Origin of the sequence: Planococcus sp. ISL-110, from assembly GCF_018613575.1 — a bacterium.
In the GTDB taxonomy this organism is placed as follows: domain Bacteria; phylum Bacillota; class Bacilli; order Bacillales_A; family Planococcaceae; genus Planococcus.
This window is the reverse complement of record NZ_JAGGPX010000003.1, coordinates 109843-127722: the sequence shown is the minus strand read 5'-3', so window position 1 is coordinate 127722 and position 17880 is coordinate 109843. Positions and strand designations below refer to the sequence as shown.

At 49.3% G+C, this 17880-nt stretch carries 14 protein-coding genes and 1 other annotated feature; of the genes, 12 read left to right on the top strand and 2 right to left on the bottom strand.

The window, feature by feature from the left end; translation table 11 throughout:
- The first annotated feature begins 77 nt into the window (after positions 1 to 77).
- Both J7I83_RS01075 and J7I83_RS01070 read left to right on the top strand, forming a co-directional pair.
- Complete coding sequence (locus tag J7I83_RS01075; protein ID WP_215098832.1) at positions 78 to 1121, top strand: AbrB family transcriptional regulator; 1044 nt, start codon at positions 78 to 80, stop codon at positions 1119 to 1121.
- A gap of 27 nt (positions 1122 to 1148) precedes the next feature.
- Positions 1149 to 1370: a binding site (T-box leader), on the top strand.
- Between the two features lie 50 nt (positions 1371 to 1420).
- Positions 1421 to 4054 carry a valine--tRNA ligase gene (locus J7I83_RS01070; protein WP_251047372.1) on the top strand — a complete coding sequence of 878 codons (2634 nt, stop codon included), beginning with the start codon at positions 1421 to 1423 and terminating at the stop codon, positions 4052 to 4054.
- A gap of 243 nt (positions 4055 to 4297) precedes the next feature.
- On the opposite strand, the gene J7I83_RS01065 is transcribed toward J7I83_RS01070, so the two are convergent.
- The gene (locus J7I83_RS01065) at positions 4298 to 5095 is read right to left on the bottom strand and encodes an ATP-grasp domain-containing protein (RefSeq protein WP_215098831.1); all 798 of its coding nucleotides are present in this window, start codon (positions 5093 to 5095) and stop codon (positions 4298 to 4300) included.
- A complete protein-coding gene (locus J7I83_RS01060) occupies positions 5092 to 5955 on the bottom strand; it encodes an ATP-grasp domain-containing protein (RefSeq protein WP_215098830.1) in 864 nt (287 codons plus the stop codon). The genes J7I83_RS01065 and J7I83_RS01060 overlap by 4 nt, the downstream gene beginning before the upstream one ends.
- 71 nt (positions 5956 to 6026) lie before the next feature.
- Here J7I83_RS01060 and J7I83_RS01055 point away from each other — a divergent pair, with 71 nt between their 5' ends.
- From J7I83_RS01055 to J7I83_RS01010, 10 genes are all read left to right on the top strand, one after another.
- Positions 6027 to 7214, top strand: coding sequence for a bifunctional folylpolyglutamate synthase/dihydrofolate synthase (locus tag J7I83_RS01055; protein ID WP_215098829.1), 1188 nt, complete (start codon positions 6027 to 6029; stop codon positions 7212 to 7214).
- Between the two features lie 49 nt (positions 7215 to 7263).
- Positions 7264 to 8967: a sensor domain-containing diguanylate cyclase gene (locus J7I83_RS01050; RefSeq protein ID WP_215098828.1), complete on the top strand. Its 1704-nt coding sequence runs from the start codon at positions 7264 to 7266 to the stop codon at positions 8965 to 8967.
- A gap of 218 nt (positions 8968 to 9185) precedes the next feature.
- Positions 9186 to 9785 (top strand): type IV pilus modification PilV family protein, encoded by a 600-nt coding sequence (locus J7I83_RS01045; protein ID WP_215098827.1) that lies wholly within the window; start codon positions 9186 to 9188, stop codon positions 9783 to 9785.
- Between the two features lies 1 nt (position 9786).
- Positions 9787 to 10266, top strand: coding sequence for a type II secretion system protein (locus J7I83_RS01040; protein WP_215098826.1), 480 nt, complete (start codon positions 9787 to 9789; stop codon positions 10264 to 10266).
- 13 nt (positions 10267 to 10279) lie between these two features.
- Positions 10280 to 11809, top strand: coding sequence for a hypothetical protein (locus J7I83_RS01035; RefSeq protein WP_215098825.1), 1530 nt, complete (start codon positions 10280 to 10282; stop codon positions 11807 to 11809).
- A gap of 28 nt (positions 11810 to 11837) precedes the next feature.
- On the top strand, positions 11838 to 12248 hold the full coding sequence (locus tag J7I83_RS01030) for a hypothetical protein (RefSeq protein WP_215098824.1): 411 nt from the start codon (positions 11838 to 11840) through the stop codon (positions 12246 to 12248).
- The gene (locus tag J7I83_RS18045; protein ID WP_215098823.1) at positions 12238 to 13824 is read left to right on the top strand and encodes a VanW family protein; all 1587 of its coding nucleotides are present in this window, start codon (positions 12238 to 12240) and stop codon (positions 13822 to 13824) included. Before J7I83_RS01030 ends, J7I83_RS18045 begins: the two co-directional genes overlap by 11 nt.
- A gap of 22 nt (positions 13825 to 13846) precedes the next feature.
- Positions 13847 to 15505: a GspE/PulE family protein gene (locus J7I83_RS01020; RefSeq protein ID WP_215098822.1), complete on the top strand. Its 1659-nt coding sequence runs from the start codon at positions 13847 to 13849 to the stop codon at positions 15503 to 15505.
- Between the two features lie 3 nt (positions 15506 to 15508).
- Positions 15509 to 16552 (top strand): type IV pilus twitching motility protein PilT, encoded by a 1044-nt coding sequence (locus J7I83_RS01015; RefSeq protein WP_215098821.1) that lies wholly within the window; start codon positions 15509 to 15511, stop codon positions 16550 to 16552.
- Between the two features lies 1 nt (position 16553).
- A complete protein-coding gene (locus J7I83_RS01010; protein WP_215098820.1) occupies positions 16554 to 17765 on the top strand; it encodes a type II secretion system F family protein in 1212 nt (403 codons plus the stop codon).
- The last annotated feature ends 115 nt before the right edge of the window (positions 17766 to 17880 follow it).

Below are 17880 nucleotides of genomic sequence, written 5' to 3'. Positions count from 1 at the left end.
AACGTCCACCGCCCACGCATCCCTTTATTTCGTGTAACATAGAAAGCATCGAGGACACGTGGAAAAGAGGGATGATGATGAGGCCATTAGGAGCGACCGCAATCATTGCGGCTGCAGCGGGAGCGCTGTTTGAAGCGATCGGCATGTTCCTGCCGTGGCTGCTGGGGCCGATGTTCGTCCTGCTGTTGGTCAATCAATTCACCAACATCCCTTTGCACTGGCCCAAAATATTGCGGACAGCGGGTTTGGTGATGCTGGGCATTCAGATCGGGTCGTCGTTTACGCGGGATGCGGTGTTATTGATGGCGGTGGATTTGCCGTATATGGCGTTCATGACGGTTTCGGTCGTGGCGCTGTCGATTGGGCTGGGGCTGTTGTTCAAGCGCATGGTCCATGAAAGCCTGGCGACCAGCCTGCTCGGGTCGATTCCCGGTGGCTTGGCACAGATGGTGGTCCTTGCCGAAGACATCCCTTCAGCGAACATTACCGTCGTGACAATGATGCAGACCATCCGGATTTTCATGGTGGTGACAATTGTGCCGTTCTTGACGATTTTTCTGAACGGCAGAAGCGCAGGGGAAATGGAACAGCGGATATTCGTGTTTTCGCCCTTGTTGTTCCTGTTGGCGTTCGTTGTAGGGATAGTGCTATTCACTGGAATGAAACGGATCGGCTTTCCGGCGGCTGAACTGCTGGCGCCAATTTTGACGCTGGCCGTTGTCCAGACGGTGTCGGGAGATGTCCTGATCGACATGCCGTACTGGCTCATTGCCATCGCGCAAGTTTTCATCGGTGCAAGCCTGGGCCTTCAGATGGAAGGGATCGGCGACAAGCTGACGTTCCGGCTGGGCGCTGCGATTGTCTTGAACAATGTGCTGCTCATCGGGTTTACCGTACTGATTGCGATGGTCCTTGCACAGTGGCTGCCTGAATACCTATTCCTTGATTTTTTCCTGAGCGCAGCACCCGGCGGCATTGCCGAAATGGCGATTACGGCGTTGGCGGTCGGAGGCGATGTGGCACTCATCACCGGCTTCCAGCTGTTCCGCCTGTTTTTCATCTTGCTGGTGGCGGCGCCGGTCGTCGCGTACGTTGTAAAAAAGCTTGACGCTAAAACCTGATATTGAGTACAATGGGAGTAATTAGATATTCATGCGTTGAAGAGGATAGTAGGGTGTGCGTGCATTTCAGAGAGAAGACCGAGTGGTGAGAGGTTTTCATGAACACACATTTGAATGTCACCTCGGAGCAGTTGCCGTGAAACGAGTAGCGGGAACCGGATTTAACATCCGTTATGAAACTTGAGAGCCAGGTGTGCAAGTGGACCTGTGTATAAAGGTGGTACCGCGAAAAACTCCTTCGTCCTTTACAGACGATAGGAGTTTTTTGCGTTTTGCCAGAAATTAGAGGAGGAATTCCAATGACTGAACAAATGTCGACCAAGTATGATCCGCAATCGATTGAAAAAGGGCGTTATGAGTGGTGGGTCAACAACAAATTCTTCGAAGCAAAACCGGAAAGCGGAAAAACGCCGTATACCATTGTGATTCCGCCGCCGAACGTTACCGGCAAGCTGCATTTAGGGCATGCTTGGGACACGACTTTGCAGGACATTATGACACGCATGAAACGCATGCAGGGCTTTGACGCGCTATGGCTTCCAGGGATGGACCATGCCGGCATTGCAACGCAGGCGAAAGTGGAAGGCAAGCTGAAAGAAGAAGGGCGTTCACGCTATGACTTAGGCCGTGAAGCGTTTCTTGAAGAATCATGGAAATGGAAAGACCAGTACGCGGGCCATATCCGTGAGCAATGGGCAAAACTGGGCCTTGGGCTAGACTACTCCCGTGAGCGTTTTACCTTAGATGACGGTTTGTCAAAAGCAGTGCGCGAAGTGTTCGTGAAACTGTATGAGAAAAAACTGATTTACCGCGGCAAATACATCATCAACTGGGATCCGAATACCAAAACCGCCATTTCCGATATTGAAGTTATCTACAAAGACGTACAAGGTGCGTTTTACCATATGCGCTACCCGCTAGCAGACGGCAGCGGGCATATCGAAATCGCGACGACCCGCCCCGAAACGATGCTAGGCGATACAGCGGTTGCGGTACACCCGAAAGACGAGCGCTACCAACATTTGATCGGCAAAAAAGTCATCCTGCCGATTATCGGCCGCGAAATGGAAATTGTTGCGGACGATTACGTGGACATGGAATTCGGAAGCGGCGCCGTGAAAATCACGCCGGCACACGACCCGAATGACTTTGAAATCGGCAATCGCCACAACCTGGAACGCGTATTGATCATGCACGAAGACGGTTCGATGAACGAAAACGCCGGCAAATACGAAGGGCTTGACCGTTTCGAATGCCGCAAACAAATCGTCAAAGACCTGCAGGACATGGATGTTTTGTTCAAAATCGAAGAACACCTGCATTCGGTTGGCCATTCTGAGCGCAGCGGGGCAGTTGTTGAGCCTTACCTGTCCACGCAATGGTTTGTTGACATGAAGCCGCTTGCTGCCGCTTCGGTGGAAGCACAGAAAACGGATGCGGGTGTTAATTTTGTACCGGACCGTTTCGAGAAAACTTACCTGCACTGGATGGAAAACATCCGCGACTGGTGTATTTCACGCCAGCTTTGGTGGGGGCATCAAATTCCGGCCTGGTACCATAACGAAACGGGTGAAATCTACGTAGGCCACGAAGCGCCGGCTGACGCTGAAAACTGGACGCAGGACGAAGACGTTCTCGATACGTGGTTCTCCTCTGCCCTATGGCCGTTCTCGACACTCGGCTGGCCGGAAGAAAACGATGACCTGAGCCGCTACTACCCGACCGATGCGTTGGTGACAGGCTATGACATCATCAATTTCTGGGTATCCCGGATGATTTTCCAGGCACTTGAATTTACGGGTGAAAAACCGTTCAAAGACGTCTTGATCCACGGACTCGTGCGCGACGCAGAAGGACGCAAAATGTCCAAATCGCTCGGCAACGGCGTCGATCCGATGGATGTTATTTCCGAGTACGGAGCGGATTCCCTGCGTTACTTCCTGGCGACGGCTTCGTCTCCTGGACAGGATCTTCGCTACGCGAACGACAAAGTCGAGTCTGTCTGGAACTTTGCCAATAAAATCTGGAATGCTTCCCGTTTTGCGTTGATGAACATGGAAGGCATGACTTACGACCAAATCGATCTTTCCGGCAAAAAATCCGTAGCCGATTCATGGATCCTGACCCGTTTGAATGAAACCATCGAACAGGTGACTGATCTTGCAGAACGCTACGAATTTGGTGAAGTTGGGCGCTCGCTTTATAACTTTATCTGGGATGATTTCTGTGACTGGTACATCGAAATGTCGAAACTGCCATTATACGGTGAAGATGAAGAAGCGAAGAAAATGACGCGTTCGGTTCTTGCGTATGTACTTGATAACACGATGCGTTTGTTGCACCCGTTCATGCCGTTCATCACGGAAGAAATCTGGCAGAATCTGCCGCACCAAGGCGAATCCATTACCATTGCGGCATGGCCGACAGTGGATGATTCTTTGACCGACCAAAGCCAGTCTACGAGCATGAAGCTGTTGATGGACGTGATCCGTTCTGTGCGGACCATCCGCGCAGAAGTGCAGTCGCCGATGAGCAAAAAAGTGCCATTGACGATTTCAGCAAAAGACGCGGGTACGCATGCCGTGCTTGAAGCGAACGCAGCGTATATCGAACGTTTCTGCAACCCCGAAACCTTGACAATCGGCCAAAACATCGAAGCTCCTGAAAAGTCGATGTCTGCTGTTGTGTCCGGTGCTGAATTGTTCATGCCGCTTGAAGGCTTGATCGACATTGATGCAGAGCTTGCGCGTCTGCAGAAAGAACTGGAAAAATGGGCGAAAGAAGTCCAGCTCGTCAGCGGCAAATTGTCGAACGAACGCTTTGTTTCCAAAGCACCAGAAGCCGTTGTTGCAGAAGAACGTGCGAAACAGGCCGATTACGTGGAAAAACACGCAACGGTTGAAAAACGCATTGAAGAATTGCAGAACCTGTAATAGATGCAAAAAACCGCTTTCCCAAATGGGAGAGCGGTTTTTTCGGTTTATAGTGTTTTACAAGCCATTAAGTTGAAGTTAAGAATTATACATGCTACACACCGCTTCGGCCGCTTTGGGCATAGCTCCCGCAAGAAGCCAGGCAAAGAACGCCAGTCTTCTTGCTTCGCTTAGCCCCTGGACGCGCCGGCGCTATGTTGCAGAATATTTACAGGTAAAAAAATCACAAAACTTATCCACGTGTTACTTGGGCCGATCTTCTCTTCGAAATGGTGCGTGTTTTTCCAGCTTACGTACATGCGCCAAGAGCAGTTCTGCAATATTTTCTTCATGTGTTTCGTAAAACGAGCGGGCGCCGACGGGATCTTCGATTTCGTTGAATAGGTGCTGTCCGTCTTCTAGCAGCAGAAAGTCGATGCCGATATAGTCGCTGTTTAAAGCGCGCGCAATCCGCAGGACGTCTTTTTCCTGTGCAGCGGTCAGGACGTATTTCTCGATGCTTCCGCCGAGCGAATAATTGGCTTTGAAAGAGCCATTGGCGCTGCGTTTGACGGCACCTACGATTTCCGTGCCGATCACATAAGCACGAACATCCGCCTGGTGCTGGACAACCGGCTGGAAAATCAGTGGGGAAGAGGTTTCTGGAATTTCTTCAGCACAACCAATAATCCACACTTCAGATCCGCCGTGGCCATCCGCCGTTTTGGCAATGCACGGGAATTCCGTTGCTTCCCGGTAGGTCGGGATGGCCGGAACGCCCAGCAGCAGAAATAGCTTATAGCTTTGCCATTTGTCGTTGGCGATTCGATTGACTTCAGCACGGTTCACGAGGCGGATGCCGCGGTCTTCCAAATGGCGGGCAGCTTCAGGGCGGCGTGCGCGGAACAGGACGCTTTGACCGGCCAGTTTATCGACAAGCGACTCGAGCCCCTGTTCGCTCCAGTCGTCCCACTTAATCAGCTCGAAATCCCCAAAGCGCTGCAGCTCATCGATAAAGCCGCGGTTGCGCTTGGCGTCCGCCGCTTCATAAAGAAGTTTCATGACAAGTCCTCCAATATATAAGCGATCATGGCATCAGCGACATTAACTCCCGTGACATTCAGGATATTGCGGATGTGGGCAGCCGCATTTACTTCGCACACTAAGGGCTGATTGTTTTCGCCGAACAGCAAATCGACTCCGGCAAACCTTGCGCCCACGGCATGAGCGGCAGCCAATGCCAGCTGTTCTTGAGCAAGTGTCAGTTCGATCGGAGAAGCGACACCGCCATTGGTGATGTTGGCGCGAAAATCCGTTTCCGACTGGCGGTACATGGCTGCAACAATCCGGTCGCCGACAATGTTGACGCGAATGTCACGTCCGCGGCTGGTGGCGATAAATTCCTGAAACACAAAATCGACGCCTCGGAGGCTATCGACTTTTTCATAGAACTGCTCTTCGGTTTCGATCAAATAAACCTTCATGCCGAACGAGCCATGGCCTTCTTTGATGATCATCGGCAGGCCCAGCCGGTGGATGACCTCTTCGAAATAACCGGAATCTGCTATAGAGAAATTCGGGTAGACTTTCGGTGCGACGATGGTCCGCGGCATCGGCAAGCCTTGTGCGGCCAATTGGACATATTGTGTGGCTTTGTTGTCGCATAAGTCGATGACGGCGGGATCGTTGTAAACCGGTACGCCTCGGCTTTTCAAAAAATATCCAAGCAAGATGTCTTTATCCAATAATATTGCAAAATCAGGTATACTTAAATTGACTGATAAATCCATCACAGTCTCGTAGTTTTTCAGGATTGTTACGGCGATGCCGGCTCTTTCAGCCGCTTCGGCGACAAGCCTGGCTTGGTCTGCAAATTTATCGGAAACTAGGCTTCCGTTGTAAATAACCCAACAACTCATCATATCCATTCCACCTTCGTGCTATAATCATACTCAAAAAGTGTATCATGTTTACTGGGGAAAAGAGGTTTCTTATGATAATTGGACTTGAACAATACAAAAACAAATGGAATATACATACAGACTCAGCCATCCATCCGGGCTTGGAAGCGATCACAGCTGCCCTGGAGGAGCTTGGGAACCCGCATCAGGGCGGCAGGTTCGTTCACCTGGCCGGAACCAACGGCAAAGGTTCCACGGCTGCTTTTCTGTCGGCCATCCTGCAGGCACATGGCCGAAGCGTCGGAAATTTCTATTCGCCGTGCATTGAGGACCTCCATGACCAAATCCAGCTCGACGGAAAACCCGTCGGTCCGCAAGAGCTCGGATGGGCCATGAAACAATTGAGTAGTGTGGAAACGCCGTTGACTGATTTTGAACTTTTGACTGCTGCGGCATTTGTCATTTTCCAAAAACGCGCCCCTGACTTTGCCATCATTGAAGCGGGTATGGGAGGAGCGCTTGACAGCACTAATGTCATCAGTCCCGATATTGCCATCATTCCTTCCATCTCCATTGACCATACCCATTTCCTCGGAGGGACAATAGAAGAAATCGCCCGGCATAAAGCGGGGATCATCAAGAGATGGAAGCCGGTCGTCGTCGGCGAACTGCCTCAAGAGGCGATGAACATCGTTCAGGAAACTGCGAACCGGCTCCATGCCGAAGTGATCGAGCCGGACGGGCTGATAGGCGCACCATTGAAATTGAAAGGGCTGCATCAGCAAAAAAATGCCAGCCTGGCGCTGGAAGCCGCCAAAGAATTGCTGGGCCTGGATTTCAGCGAAGAAAAGGCGCATGCTGGCCTGGCATCCGCCACACTCGCTTACCGCTTTGAAAGAGTGCTGCCGAGGGTCATTTTTGACGGCGCCCACAACAAAGCGAGCGCCGATGCACTGGTTGCTACCATAAAAGAGACATTTCCTGGACAGCCGATCCACATCGTCATGGGAATTTTCAAGGACAAGGACTATGTATACATCCTGCGCCAGCTGGAAACCGTCAGTGACCACTTTACCTTTGTGGACTTTGACAATGCACGCGCGCTGCCGGCCGAGGTATTATTTAATGAAAGCAGAAGCAAAAGAAAGACAATTACAAATTTATGTGATATATTACCTGTATCTGGTAAAAGGGAAGAGACTATAGTCATGGGTTCACTTTACCTTTTGGCTGTTTTGCGAAACTCTGCGCATTCATTTTTTCAACATTATCAGTCTTGAATACCGTTAATTTCGCAATAGATTCCGTTGTCTGGAAAGGGAAGATGTTATGGGGGAAAAAATCACACGCAAAATGATTCTTTGGGGCTTGTGGACATTGATTGTTCCGGCAGGCTTAATGCTCATCTTTAGGTTTTTTCCACCCACTGTAGCAGATCCCTGGAACTTAGTGGCCTATGTCCTATTTTTTGTCTTAATGAGCCTGATGCCTATGAGCATCAATGGCGCGTCGACATTTTTGGTGCAATGGGTGACGGTGGCGCTGTTCCTGAAATACGGCATCTTTATCGAGATGCTCGTTTCTCAGTTGAGCATGCTGATTGTGCTTTACCGAAGCCGCACGAATGAAGCACAGTCGTTGCGGATTCCCTTCAACTCACTGATGCTTTTCATGGTTTCGCTGTTTGCCGGGCTGGCTTTTCTGGCGGCTGGCGGTGAGATCGGCTCGCTGGAGCTGTCCCATGTTATTTTCTATGGCCTGATTTTTCAGGTGATGTCGGTTTTCAGCAACCAGATCATCTATCAGTTTTATGATTATACGACAGGCAACCGCAACAAGTTTTTCTCAATCGATGCCGTTTGGGATTTTGTGCTGATGCTGGTAATCTTTCCGTATGCCATTGCATTGTATATTTTTGAATCCTATATTGGCATTACAGCACTGGTCCTGCTGGGAGTTCCGTTTTTCATCATGACCGCTGTGCTGAAAATGTACAACAACTCCGAGCAGGTCAATATCGACTTGAAAAAAGCGGGGGCGATCGGCCATCAGCTTGCCACTCGATTAGAACCAGGAGAAGTGCTCGACCAATTTGTCGTGCAGGTCGCCAAGATGTTCAAAGTCGAATACGCTTACGTCATCGATTACCGGGACGAACAACAGCAAATACTGCGCATCTATGAAAACAATAAACTGCAGCCCCGTGAAATTGCATCAATTCCGTACAATAAAGGAATTGCCGGGAAAGTCATCGTCACCAACAGCTCCTATATCTACGATGAAAAAAGCCAGTGGCAGGATTTGGTCACCGGCAACCTTCCAAAAGGCACGGAAAGCCTGATGGCGACCCCGATCGCCCGCAACAACAAAACAGAAGGGGTACTGGTGCTGGCATCGAAAAAGAAGTACGCTTTCGCCAAACACCAGCTGCAGATTTTGGAAATCCTCAGCACCTATTTTGCCGTATCGCTGGAAAAAGCCGGCTATATGCAGAAAGTCATCGCGAAAAGTGAGCGCTGCGGATTGACCAAATTGTACAATTACCGCTATTTGGAAGAAAGCCTGGAAAGTTGCATCGAAGAAATGAACAGAGGGCGTCTAGAAAAATTGTCGCTGATCATGATGGATATCGATCATTTCAAGGGCATCAATGACCGTTACGGGCACCAAAGCGGCAACGACATCCTCGTTCAGTTGGCGGATATCCTCCGGCAAGAAATCGGCGACGAAGGAACCATCGCCCGCTATGGCGGTGAAGAATTTGTCGTGCTGCTTCCGGATTACAGCAAGGACCTGGCCATGCTGCTTGCAGAAAACCTGCGCAAGCACATCGAAAAACATGAGTTCCTGATCGAAAGCGACCTGGCCGCCGACCGGGAGCAACAAATTGTCCACATTACCATGAGCATCGGCGTGTCAACCGCGCCGGAAGACAGCGATGAAGGCATGTCGCTAATCCGCAATGCGGACCGCGCTTTGTATATCGGAGCAAAACAGGCAGGGCGCAACAAAGTTGCAGCATATTCAAAATGAGACTACAGGAGGGCTAATGCCAAACTGTAGTCTTTTTTCCTATTTCAAAATAGGAATTAGTGAAATTTTAGCAAAAAACATTCATCTTCATGAAAAAACACTGTTCAGAGGGACAAGAAGAGTGTAATAATGTAGCTAAGTTAAATTTTAGATAAAAAGATATTTTTAATAGGAATAAAAAGGAATATATTCATGTATGTTTAAGGGGGCAGAAGCTGATGAGCATGAATGACAGAGGATTGACCCTGGTCGAGGTACTGGCTGCAGTGGTTATTTTGGGCATCCTGTTTATCGGCATCATGTCCATCTTCCCTCAAATGACCGCGTTCAATGCCAAGACAGAAACAAAGCTGGACACCATGAACCTGGCCCGGCAGGAAATGGCGGAAATAGTGGCTGCAGATAAATGGAAAAAGCAATTGGTCTCAAGTGCAGTAACACCAAATACTGGCATACCAGACTATTTAGCGGAAACAAAGATAATAGCTGAAATGGGAGCGCTCAACTATTTGCTGGAACCGGTCAGTGCGCCAGAGTCTGATAATTTATTGAGATTCCATAAGAAAGATAACTATTTATACGAAGCGGATATTTATGTGAAATGCTTGCCATTTTTGAATCCAGCTTTGATCGGCGGGGAAGAGCCTGCGCCTGAAACATGCAGCAAGATGGAAAAGAAAAAGCTTTATAAGATTCACTTGAAAGTGTTTAAAGAAAGTGAAACTGCAAGTGGAACATACCGGTTAAGCAGCGAGACATTTTCGTTTATTCCTTATACAGCTTATAAAGAAGAAACTCCACCGAGCGGAGGTGGGTAAGTTGAAAAAAAACCAAAAAGGAGTCACCCTGATTGAAGTTTTGACGGCTCTGGTTCTTGTCTCAGTCATTGCAGTGGTTGCTTGGACTTCATTGTCTATTGGATTTAAGCATACGGCAGTTGAAACGCGTAAAACACTGATTCAGCAAGACGCTAATCTGATTATTAGTACTTTAACGGGTGTGCATCGCCAAAGTGCCAGTTACTCATTAATTTTTGAAGCGAATAAATTAAAGGTAGTTTCTTGTGTTGACGCTGTAGCCTGCAATGACAATGTGATTGAAAAATCCTATGATTTTACAGGTACCATGGTAAACAATATAGTTATCGATTCACATGATAGCGTACCGGACGTCATCTCTGATTTGGAGCCTGAAAAAAACCATACGGTGGTGAAGCTGGTCCTGACAGATTTGAATAACCCTAAAAATACAATTACTGTCGAAACCACATTAACCAGAATATTAACCAGTATGAATTAAAGGGGGCGAGGGGATGGGCTCTGTGAAAAACCAACAAGGTTATGCGCTTCTTATCGTGTTATTGATGGTTGTACTATTTCTTGGTTTCTCTGCCACATTTATTGCCGGTTCACTCAGCAATGCAGCACAGGAAAAGACTGTTGATACATCCAATCAATCGATTGCATCAGCGGAGATGGGTGCCAGATATTTCAGTACGGATTTTGAAAGAGAACTTGAATTGATTAAAATGAAAATTTCGTCCGATACGCAAGAAAGAGTAAACCAGCTGATTGCATGTATACAGGCCAAAACAGACAGCAGTTGCGACAACGAAACTAAAATCACTGCCATAGAAAATAACATTGATAAAGACATGCGAACACTTTATATGCAGAAAATCCTGACGAAAGTAACAGAACTGAATGCCATGAGCGGAAACGAAATCGTTCCTTTTTCAGCAGATCAGATAAAATACACAGTTGTATCTGCGACAGCGACTAAACTGGATAGCGCTGGACAAATGATTACAGATCCGGCTACGCCCGAAGAAAAAGTCAAATCCATAAAAGTCGGAATGGAGATGAAAGGTACTTCTAAGGAAATAAGCAAAAAACTGAAAGCGTTCTTTACAATCGAAGTGCCAGCCACATTTTTGAATGCATCAGAGCCGTTGATCATTGAAACTGAAATTTCAGTGGAAAAAGAAGGTGTTACCTATGAGGATATCTTTAGTAAGGCCCTTCCCACAGTAGACTGTAACGAATTGGTCACTCAACTTACAGTTGCAGGAAATGGTATTATTTCTCCTTACGAATGCCAGCTGGCAGATGGGGGAAGTCTCCAAAGTTTAATCGGATTGATTGTAGAAGAAGGGTTGGACCCTGAACAATTCAAAGTGTATACCAGTAGCTTCTCAAATAATATATGCACCACCAATTGCAATTCCTTGGACTTTAAAGGGATTACGGTCGTAGTCAATCCAGGCGATCTAGACGCATTCAATAATATGAACAACTTAATCAATGCCAACCTGCAGGTGAATGGTGAACTGGGAGTAGGAAATAATTTGATTAACTTAGGTAAAAACGGCAACAAGCAAACGATTATTGTGGAAGAACTGAATGTAAGTAACAATATTCAAAATATGTACTATACCAATTTTCTGATTCTCGGAAAAGAAGTGCCGGCGGGTACATCTGAAAATATATCGAGGATCCATTGGGGCCAAAACTTTGAAGTCGACAATTATTCAAAACTTTGCATCGACATTGACAAAATTTTACCCGCTGATCTTACAAGGCTGGCTGAAGAAATTAAATTCACCAACAGTGGAATCCTGATTTACTATACGAAATCGCTTGAAAAAACCTTCGAATTGACTGGAAAGCATAATGCAGGCAAGGGTGTTGATGGAACGGAACTATACGTCCAAAGAATGGATGACTATACAACGTTTCTTAATGCTTGCGGAGTAAGTTTAAAAGATACCGTTACGGAGTCGACAGAAGTAGCCGTTCCAATTGTCTTAGACCCTGAGTTTGATTTCGAAGTGGAATACTAACACCAGCCAGACCAACAGGAGGATTTACATGATACGCATACTGATTTTCGTCATTCTTGCGGCAGTGGTTTTGCCGCTTGCCTATTACTTTTTCAAACAGGTGCCGTTTGCCAAACGGATGGCCATTGCCGGAGGCGGACTGGCTGCGGCGGCGATTGCCCTTGTCATGCAGGGAAGCTATGCCTGGTATATGGTGGCTTTGGCTTTGCTCGGGGTGTCATTTCTGGCCGCGTTCATCTACATGAAGCTGGTTGAAAAAGAGCAAAAGGAAAAGCTGCGCCTTGCGGAAGAACGCCGAGAACTCAAGCAGCAAAAAACGAAAACGTATTTAGCGACAACTGAAGAAACGCCAGCAGCGCCAGTATCCACTGAAAAGCCGAAACCGTTCGGCATGCAGTCGATCGATGCTGAGCGAGAGGAGACTACCCGTGGACAATAAATTATTTGGAATGGTTTTTGCAGCCATATTCGGCTTAGCGTTTTCTGTATTTGGAGCGGCCAATGCCGGCGCTTACGCTGTAGACAACTGGCTGTTTCCGACAGAAGAATTCGGCGACAACACCTATATCGGCACGACCGATGTTTCCAATATGGAAGTGGAATCGGCCAAGATGATGTTCGCCGGCCAGTCGGAGACGTGGCGCGCAGATGCGGAACTCCATGTCACCTACCAGGATGCAACAGCCACCTACCCGCTTGAAAACGCCGAAATCCTGTTGGATGAAACTGTCCGCAATGCCGAAACCGGCTCACAGAACAGCTTTGTCTTCCAGCTGTCCACTGATACAACGCGGGCGTTTTTAGCTGAATATTTCCCGGTTGCTGATTTTTCCGAAGCGGATGTCGAAGCGATCAACGGAAAACTGGAAACAGCACTTCAAGGCGGGCAGACCAAGACGCAAGTTTCTATCAGCGACGATAGCCTGAGCCTCGATCGTGAAAAAGTGGCAGATGTAGTATTCCCGACCGCATTTTCAAGCATGGATAGTTCCATGGTCATTGATGCCTTGAACGGTGTTCAATTGGCACCCGGAAGCCGATTTTCCTTTCTTGAATTTATTGCGGAGCTTCCGCTGACCGGTGTCAGCGATGGGGAGCTGACGCAAATCGCTTCTGCGGTCTACGGCGCATTGCTGCAGACCAATTTCCTGGTGGATGAGCGGAGTATCGGTTCGCAGGTGCCTGCTTCTATTCCGCTCGGGCAGGAAGCGGCGATCAACCGCCAGCTCGACATTGATTTTGTGTTTACCAATCCAAACGACAGTTCGTTCACTTTGGGGCTGTCGCAGACCAGCGATTCCCTGAATGCGTCCATCACCGGCTATCCGTTGGTGTATGCCTATGCGATCGGCATTACGGAAGAAACGGACATCGAACCGCGTTTGATCAAGCAATACAGCGCGTTTGTCACGAGCGGCAATCAAATTGATGAAAAAGGCGTTTCCGGTAAACGCCTGAATGTGATCCGAACTGTTTTCGAAGGCAACGAGGCATTGGAAGTCCAGACGGTCTCGAACGATTTCTACCCGCCTGTCCACCGCGTTGAAGTTTATCCATTGACGCAGCCGGCAGCAGCGGAAGTTACAGTGCCGGTCGCCGGTGAACCCGGCTTTATCGACGCCAATGGCGATGGCATCCACGACGGCACGACAACCGTACCGACAGCTGGCCAACCGGGCTTTGTGGATGCCGATGGCGACGGTATTCATGACGGGCCAATCACTGTTCCGACAAGCGGCCAGCCAGGCTTTATTGACGCGGATGGCGATGGTATCCATGACGGCACGCCAGCTGCTACCGTACCGACAGCCGGCCAACCAGGCTTTGTGGATGTCAACGGAGACGGCATTCATGACGGGACAACTACTGTTCCAACAGAAGGCCAGCCAGGCTTTATAGACACCAATGGAGACGGCATCCATGATGTGCCGGCACCAACAACTCCAAACGAAGATGAAAACGAAACAGACAGAACACCTGTCTATGATAAAGGCGGCAAGCCCGTCATCAAGTAACTGTAAGAAAGGAGAGATCAGATTGGCGATAGTCAGAAGAAGGTTAGGCGATATATTGGTCGAACAAGGGTTGTTGACCCAAGCGGATTTGCAGGAAACGCTGAATGGCAAACAGAATGATCAAAAGCTGGGCGATGCCCTGCTTCAACGCGGTATCATCACCGAGCAGCAATTGATCGAGACGCTGGAAGTCCAGCTCGGCATTCCGCATGTCTCGCTGTTCCGCTATCCGTTCGATCCGATGCTGTTCAATGTGGTGCCGAAGGAGTTTGCCAAACGCAAATTGCTGGTGCCGCTCAAGACAGAAGGCGACCGGCTGTTTATTGCCATGAACGACCCGACGGATTTCATCACCATTGATGATCTTCGGCTGACGACCGGCTTCCAGATCGAACCGACGATCGCTTCAAAAGAAGATATCGTTAGGACCATTGCGAAATACTATGACGAGGAATCCTATGACGAGCTGCTGGAGGAATTGCCGCAGGCGGCAGAAGAACAGCAAAGCGATTTGAATGATCTGGATGCGCCGATTGTCCGGTTGGTCAACCAAATCCTATCGAACGCCGTTTCGCAAAAAGCCAGCGATGTCCATTTTGACCCGCAGGAAAACCGCATTCTGGTGCGTTACCGGATTGACGGCACACTCCGCACCGAGCGGATCCTGCCAAAGACCATGCAAGGGATGATCACCGCACGCATCAAGATCCTGGCGAATTTGGACATTACCGAAAACCGCATTCCGCAGGATGGCCGCATCAAGACCACGGTCGACTTCCGTGCCATCGATTTGCGCGTGTCGTCTTTGCCGACCGTTTTCGGTGAGAAAATCGTTATGCGGATTTTGGACTTGAGCCAAAACCTCACCGATATTTCCAAGCTCGGCTTTAATGATTTGAACATGGAACGTTTTATGCACGAAATCGATAAACCGAACGGCATCATCCTCATTTCCGGTCCGACGGGATCCGGGAAATCGTCGACGCTGTATGCGGCGCTGAACAAGCTCAATTCCGAAGAAGTCAATATCATCACCGTCGAAGACCCGGTCGAGTACCAGCTCGAAGGCATCAACCAAATCCAAGTGAACGCCAATGTCGGGCTGACCTTTGCGGCCGGGCTGCGGTCGATCTTGCGGCAAGATCCGGACATTGTCATGGTCGGGGAAATCCGCGACAAGGAAACGGCCGACATTTCTATACGGGCTTCTTTGACCGGGCATTTGGTGCTCAGTACCATCCATACCAACGATTCGATTGCGTCGATCACCCGCCTGATGGATATGGGCATCGAGCCGTTTCTCGTAACGGCTTCCTTGAACGCCGTCGTAGCGCAGCGTTTGATTCGCCGGGTTTGCCGGGACTGCCGGGAAATCCAGTCGGCCACCGTGCGCGAAAAAGCGATTTTTGCCAAACGCGGCATTTCCATCGAGACCATTGCGCGCGGCACAGGCTGTCCGCAATGCAATATGAGCGGCTATAAAGGCCGCATGGCGATCCACGAAGTGCTGGTGGTGGACGAAGCCATCAAAGATATCATCAACCGCGGCGGCACCGCAGCGGAAATCCGTGAAATCGCCATCCGGAATAAAACCATCTTCCTTATCGACGACGGATTATTAAAAGTAAAGGAGGGCATGACAACGACGGAAGAAGTACTTCGCGTTGCCATGACAGACTAGCCTATGCCTACTACAACATTTATCGATCACGTATTGACCGAAGCCAAAGAACGCAATGTTTCCGATATCCACATGACCACCGGCATCCCGCCGATTTTCCGGATGAACGGCACCTTGATCCAGTTTGGCGACAAAAAGCTGATGCCGGATGACACCATGGCCATCGCCAAAGCGTTGATGCCGGAATCCTTATGGGACACGTTCCTGGAAAAAGGCGAGATGGATTATTCCTACTCGATCGCCGGCGTGGCACGTTACCGCGTCAACTCGTTCCATCAGCGCGGCTCGATTTCGCACGCCTTCCGGACGATCCCTTCCAAAATTCCGTCAATCGACGACCTCCAGATGCCGGATACTTTGAAAAAGCTTGCCGATACGCATCAAGGGCTGATCCTTGTGACGGGTCCTACGGGATCTGGTAAGTCGACAACGCTCGCTGCCATGATCCGTTATATGAATGAACACATGACCAAACACATCATCACCTTGGAAGATCCGATCGAGTATATGCACAAACACGGCACATCGGTCATCGACCAGCGCGAAGTCGGCTTTGATACCAATTCATTCGCCAACGGCTTGCGTGCAGCACTTCGACAGGATCCCGATGTGATTCTGGTGGGTGAGATGCGTGATTTGGAAACGATCACCACCGCCATCACTGCAGCAGAAACCGGCCACTTGGTCATGGGGACGCTGCATACGTCGAGTGCTGCCTCGACCATCGAGCGGATCATCGACGTTTTCCCGCACGAACAGCATGCGCAGATCCGGACGCAGCTCGGCGGTATCGTCAAAGCCGTCATTTCCCAGCGCCTATTGCCGACGGCTGACGGCAAAGGACGGGTCGCCGCAACTGAAATTATGATTTCCAATCCGGCCATCGCCAACTTGATCCGTTCCGAGAAAGTCCACCAAATCCCGAACGTCATCCTGACCAACCGGGCGTCCGGCATGCACATGATGGAAACGTCTGTGCAGGAGCTGCTGAAAAAAGGCAAGATCACGCGTGAAATCGCTCAGCCATACTTGAAAGGGGCGGAATAACGTGGCCCGTTACAAATATGAAGGCCGCGACCGCAAAAAGATCCGCACCGGCATCGCTGTTGCTAACAGCCGGAAAGAAGCTGTGGCAAAACTGCGCGATGAAGGCATCCGTGTCATCGAAATCCGTGAAATGCCGGCGACTACTTTGCAAAAAGACATCACATTCGGCAATCCGGTCAAACGCGACCAGTTTATCATGTTCCTGCGCCAGTTTTCGACCTTGATGCGTGCAGGGGTGACCATCGTCGATTCGATCCACATCCTGTCCCAGCAAGTCGAATCCAAAGCGCTGCGAAAAGCCCTTTCGGAAATCGCCGAAGAACTGCGAAAAGGCAATTCCTTGTCCGACTCGCTGGCGAAATACCCGAAAATCTTCGAACCTTTGACCATCAACCTGGTCAAAGCGGGGGAGATGTCAGGGAACATCGACGACTCGCTGGAAAGTTTGGCGACGCATTACGACAAAGCCTACCAAACCAAACAAAAAGTGGTTTCGGCCATGTCCTATCCAGTGGTCGTCGGTGTCTTGGCGATTGGCGTCGTTATTTTCCTGCTGTCTTCTATCGTTCCGATGTTTGCTGATATGTTCGAAGGCTTTGGCGGCGAACTGCCGATGATCACGCAGATTGTTATGGCCGCAAGTGACTTTGTCATGGGCTATTGGTATTTGCTGGTGCTCGGCGGATTTGCGATTGCCGCCGTCATTTGGCTGATGCGCAAAGATCCACGAGGCAATATGATCCTGGACACCATGCTGCTGAAGATTCCGATTTTCGGCAAGATCCTCCAGAAGTCGGCACTCGCCCGTTTGACCAGAACTTTAAGTTCCTTGTTCTCCAGTTCCGTGCCGATCCTGCAATGCTTGACGATGACCGAGAAAGTCGTCGGCAACGCGGTCATGTCGAAAGTCATCCTGGCGTCACGTGATTCACTCGAACGCGGCGGTTCCTTGACCGAGCCCATGCGCGTGCATTGGGCGTTCCCGCCACTTATTCCGCATATGATCTCCATCGGGGAACAAACCGGTTCACTCGATCACATGCTCAGCAAAGTAGCGGAATTTTACGAGAAAGAAGTCGACGCCGAGACCGATCGTTTGAAAGCCTTGATCGAACCGTTAATGATCGTATTCCTTGCAGCATTAGTTGGGACTATAGTACTGGCAATCATGATGCCAATGTTCGAAATGTTCCAGAATGTAGACAATTTGTAGGTATATACATACATTCTGTTTAAAATATTTTGCAATAAAACAAGAAAAGGCTATTGCTATAATTGGTACTATTGTTATAATTGAGGTGTACTCAAAGTAGTATATAAAAGTAAAA

Bases quoted from the DNA above. Each gene is read 5' to 3' on its own strand.
- J7I83_RS01075 (WP_215098832.1), top strand. From the start codon at position 78: ATGAGGCCATTAGGAGCGACCGCAATCATTGCGGCTGCAGCGGGAGCG.
- J7I83_RS01070 (WP_251047372.1), top strand. From the start codon at position 1,421: ATGACTGAACAAATGTCGACCAAGTATGATCCGCAATCGATTGAAAAA.
- J7I83_RS01050 (WP_215098828.1), top strand. From the start codon at position 7,264: ATGGGGGAAAAAATCACACGCAAAATGATTCTTTGGGGCTTGTGGACA.
- J7I83_RS01030 (WP_215098824.1), top strand. From the start codon at position 11,838: ATGATACGCATACTGATTTTCGTCATTCTTGCGGCAGTGGTTTTGCCG.
- J7I83_RS01060 (WP_215098830.1), bottom strand. From the start codon at position 5,955: ATGATGAGTTGTTGGGTTATTTACAACGGAAGCCTAGTTTCCGATAAA.
- J7I83_RS01065 (WP_215098831.1), bottom strand. From the start codon at position 5,095: ATGAAACTTCTTTATGAAGCGGCGGACGCCAAGCGCAACCGCGGCTTT.
- J7I83_RS01055 (WP_215098829.1), top strand. From the start codon at position 6,027: ATGATAATTGGACTTGAACAATACAAAAACAAATGGAATATACATACA.
- J7I83_RS01015 (WP_215098821.1), top strand. From the start codon at position 15,509: ATGCCTACTACAACATTTATCGATCACGTATTGACCGAAGCCAAAGAA.
- J7I83_RS01045 (WP_215098827.1), top strand. From the start codon at position 9,186: ATGAGCATGAATGACAGAGGATTGACCCTGGTCGAGGTACTGGCTGCA.
- J7I83_RS01035 (WP_215098825.1), top strand. From the start codon at position 10,280: ATGGGCTCTGTGAAAAACCAACAAGGTTATGCGCTTCTTATCGTGTTA.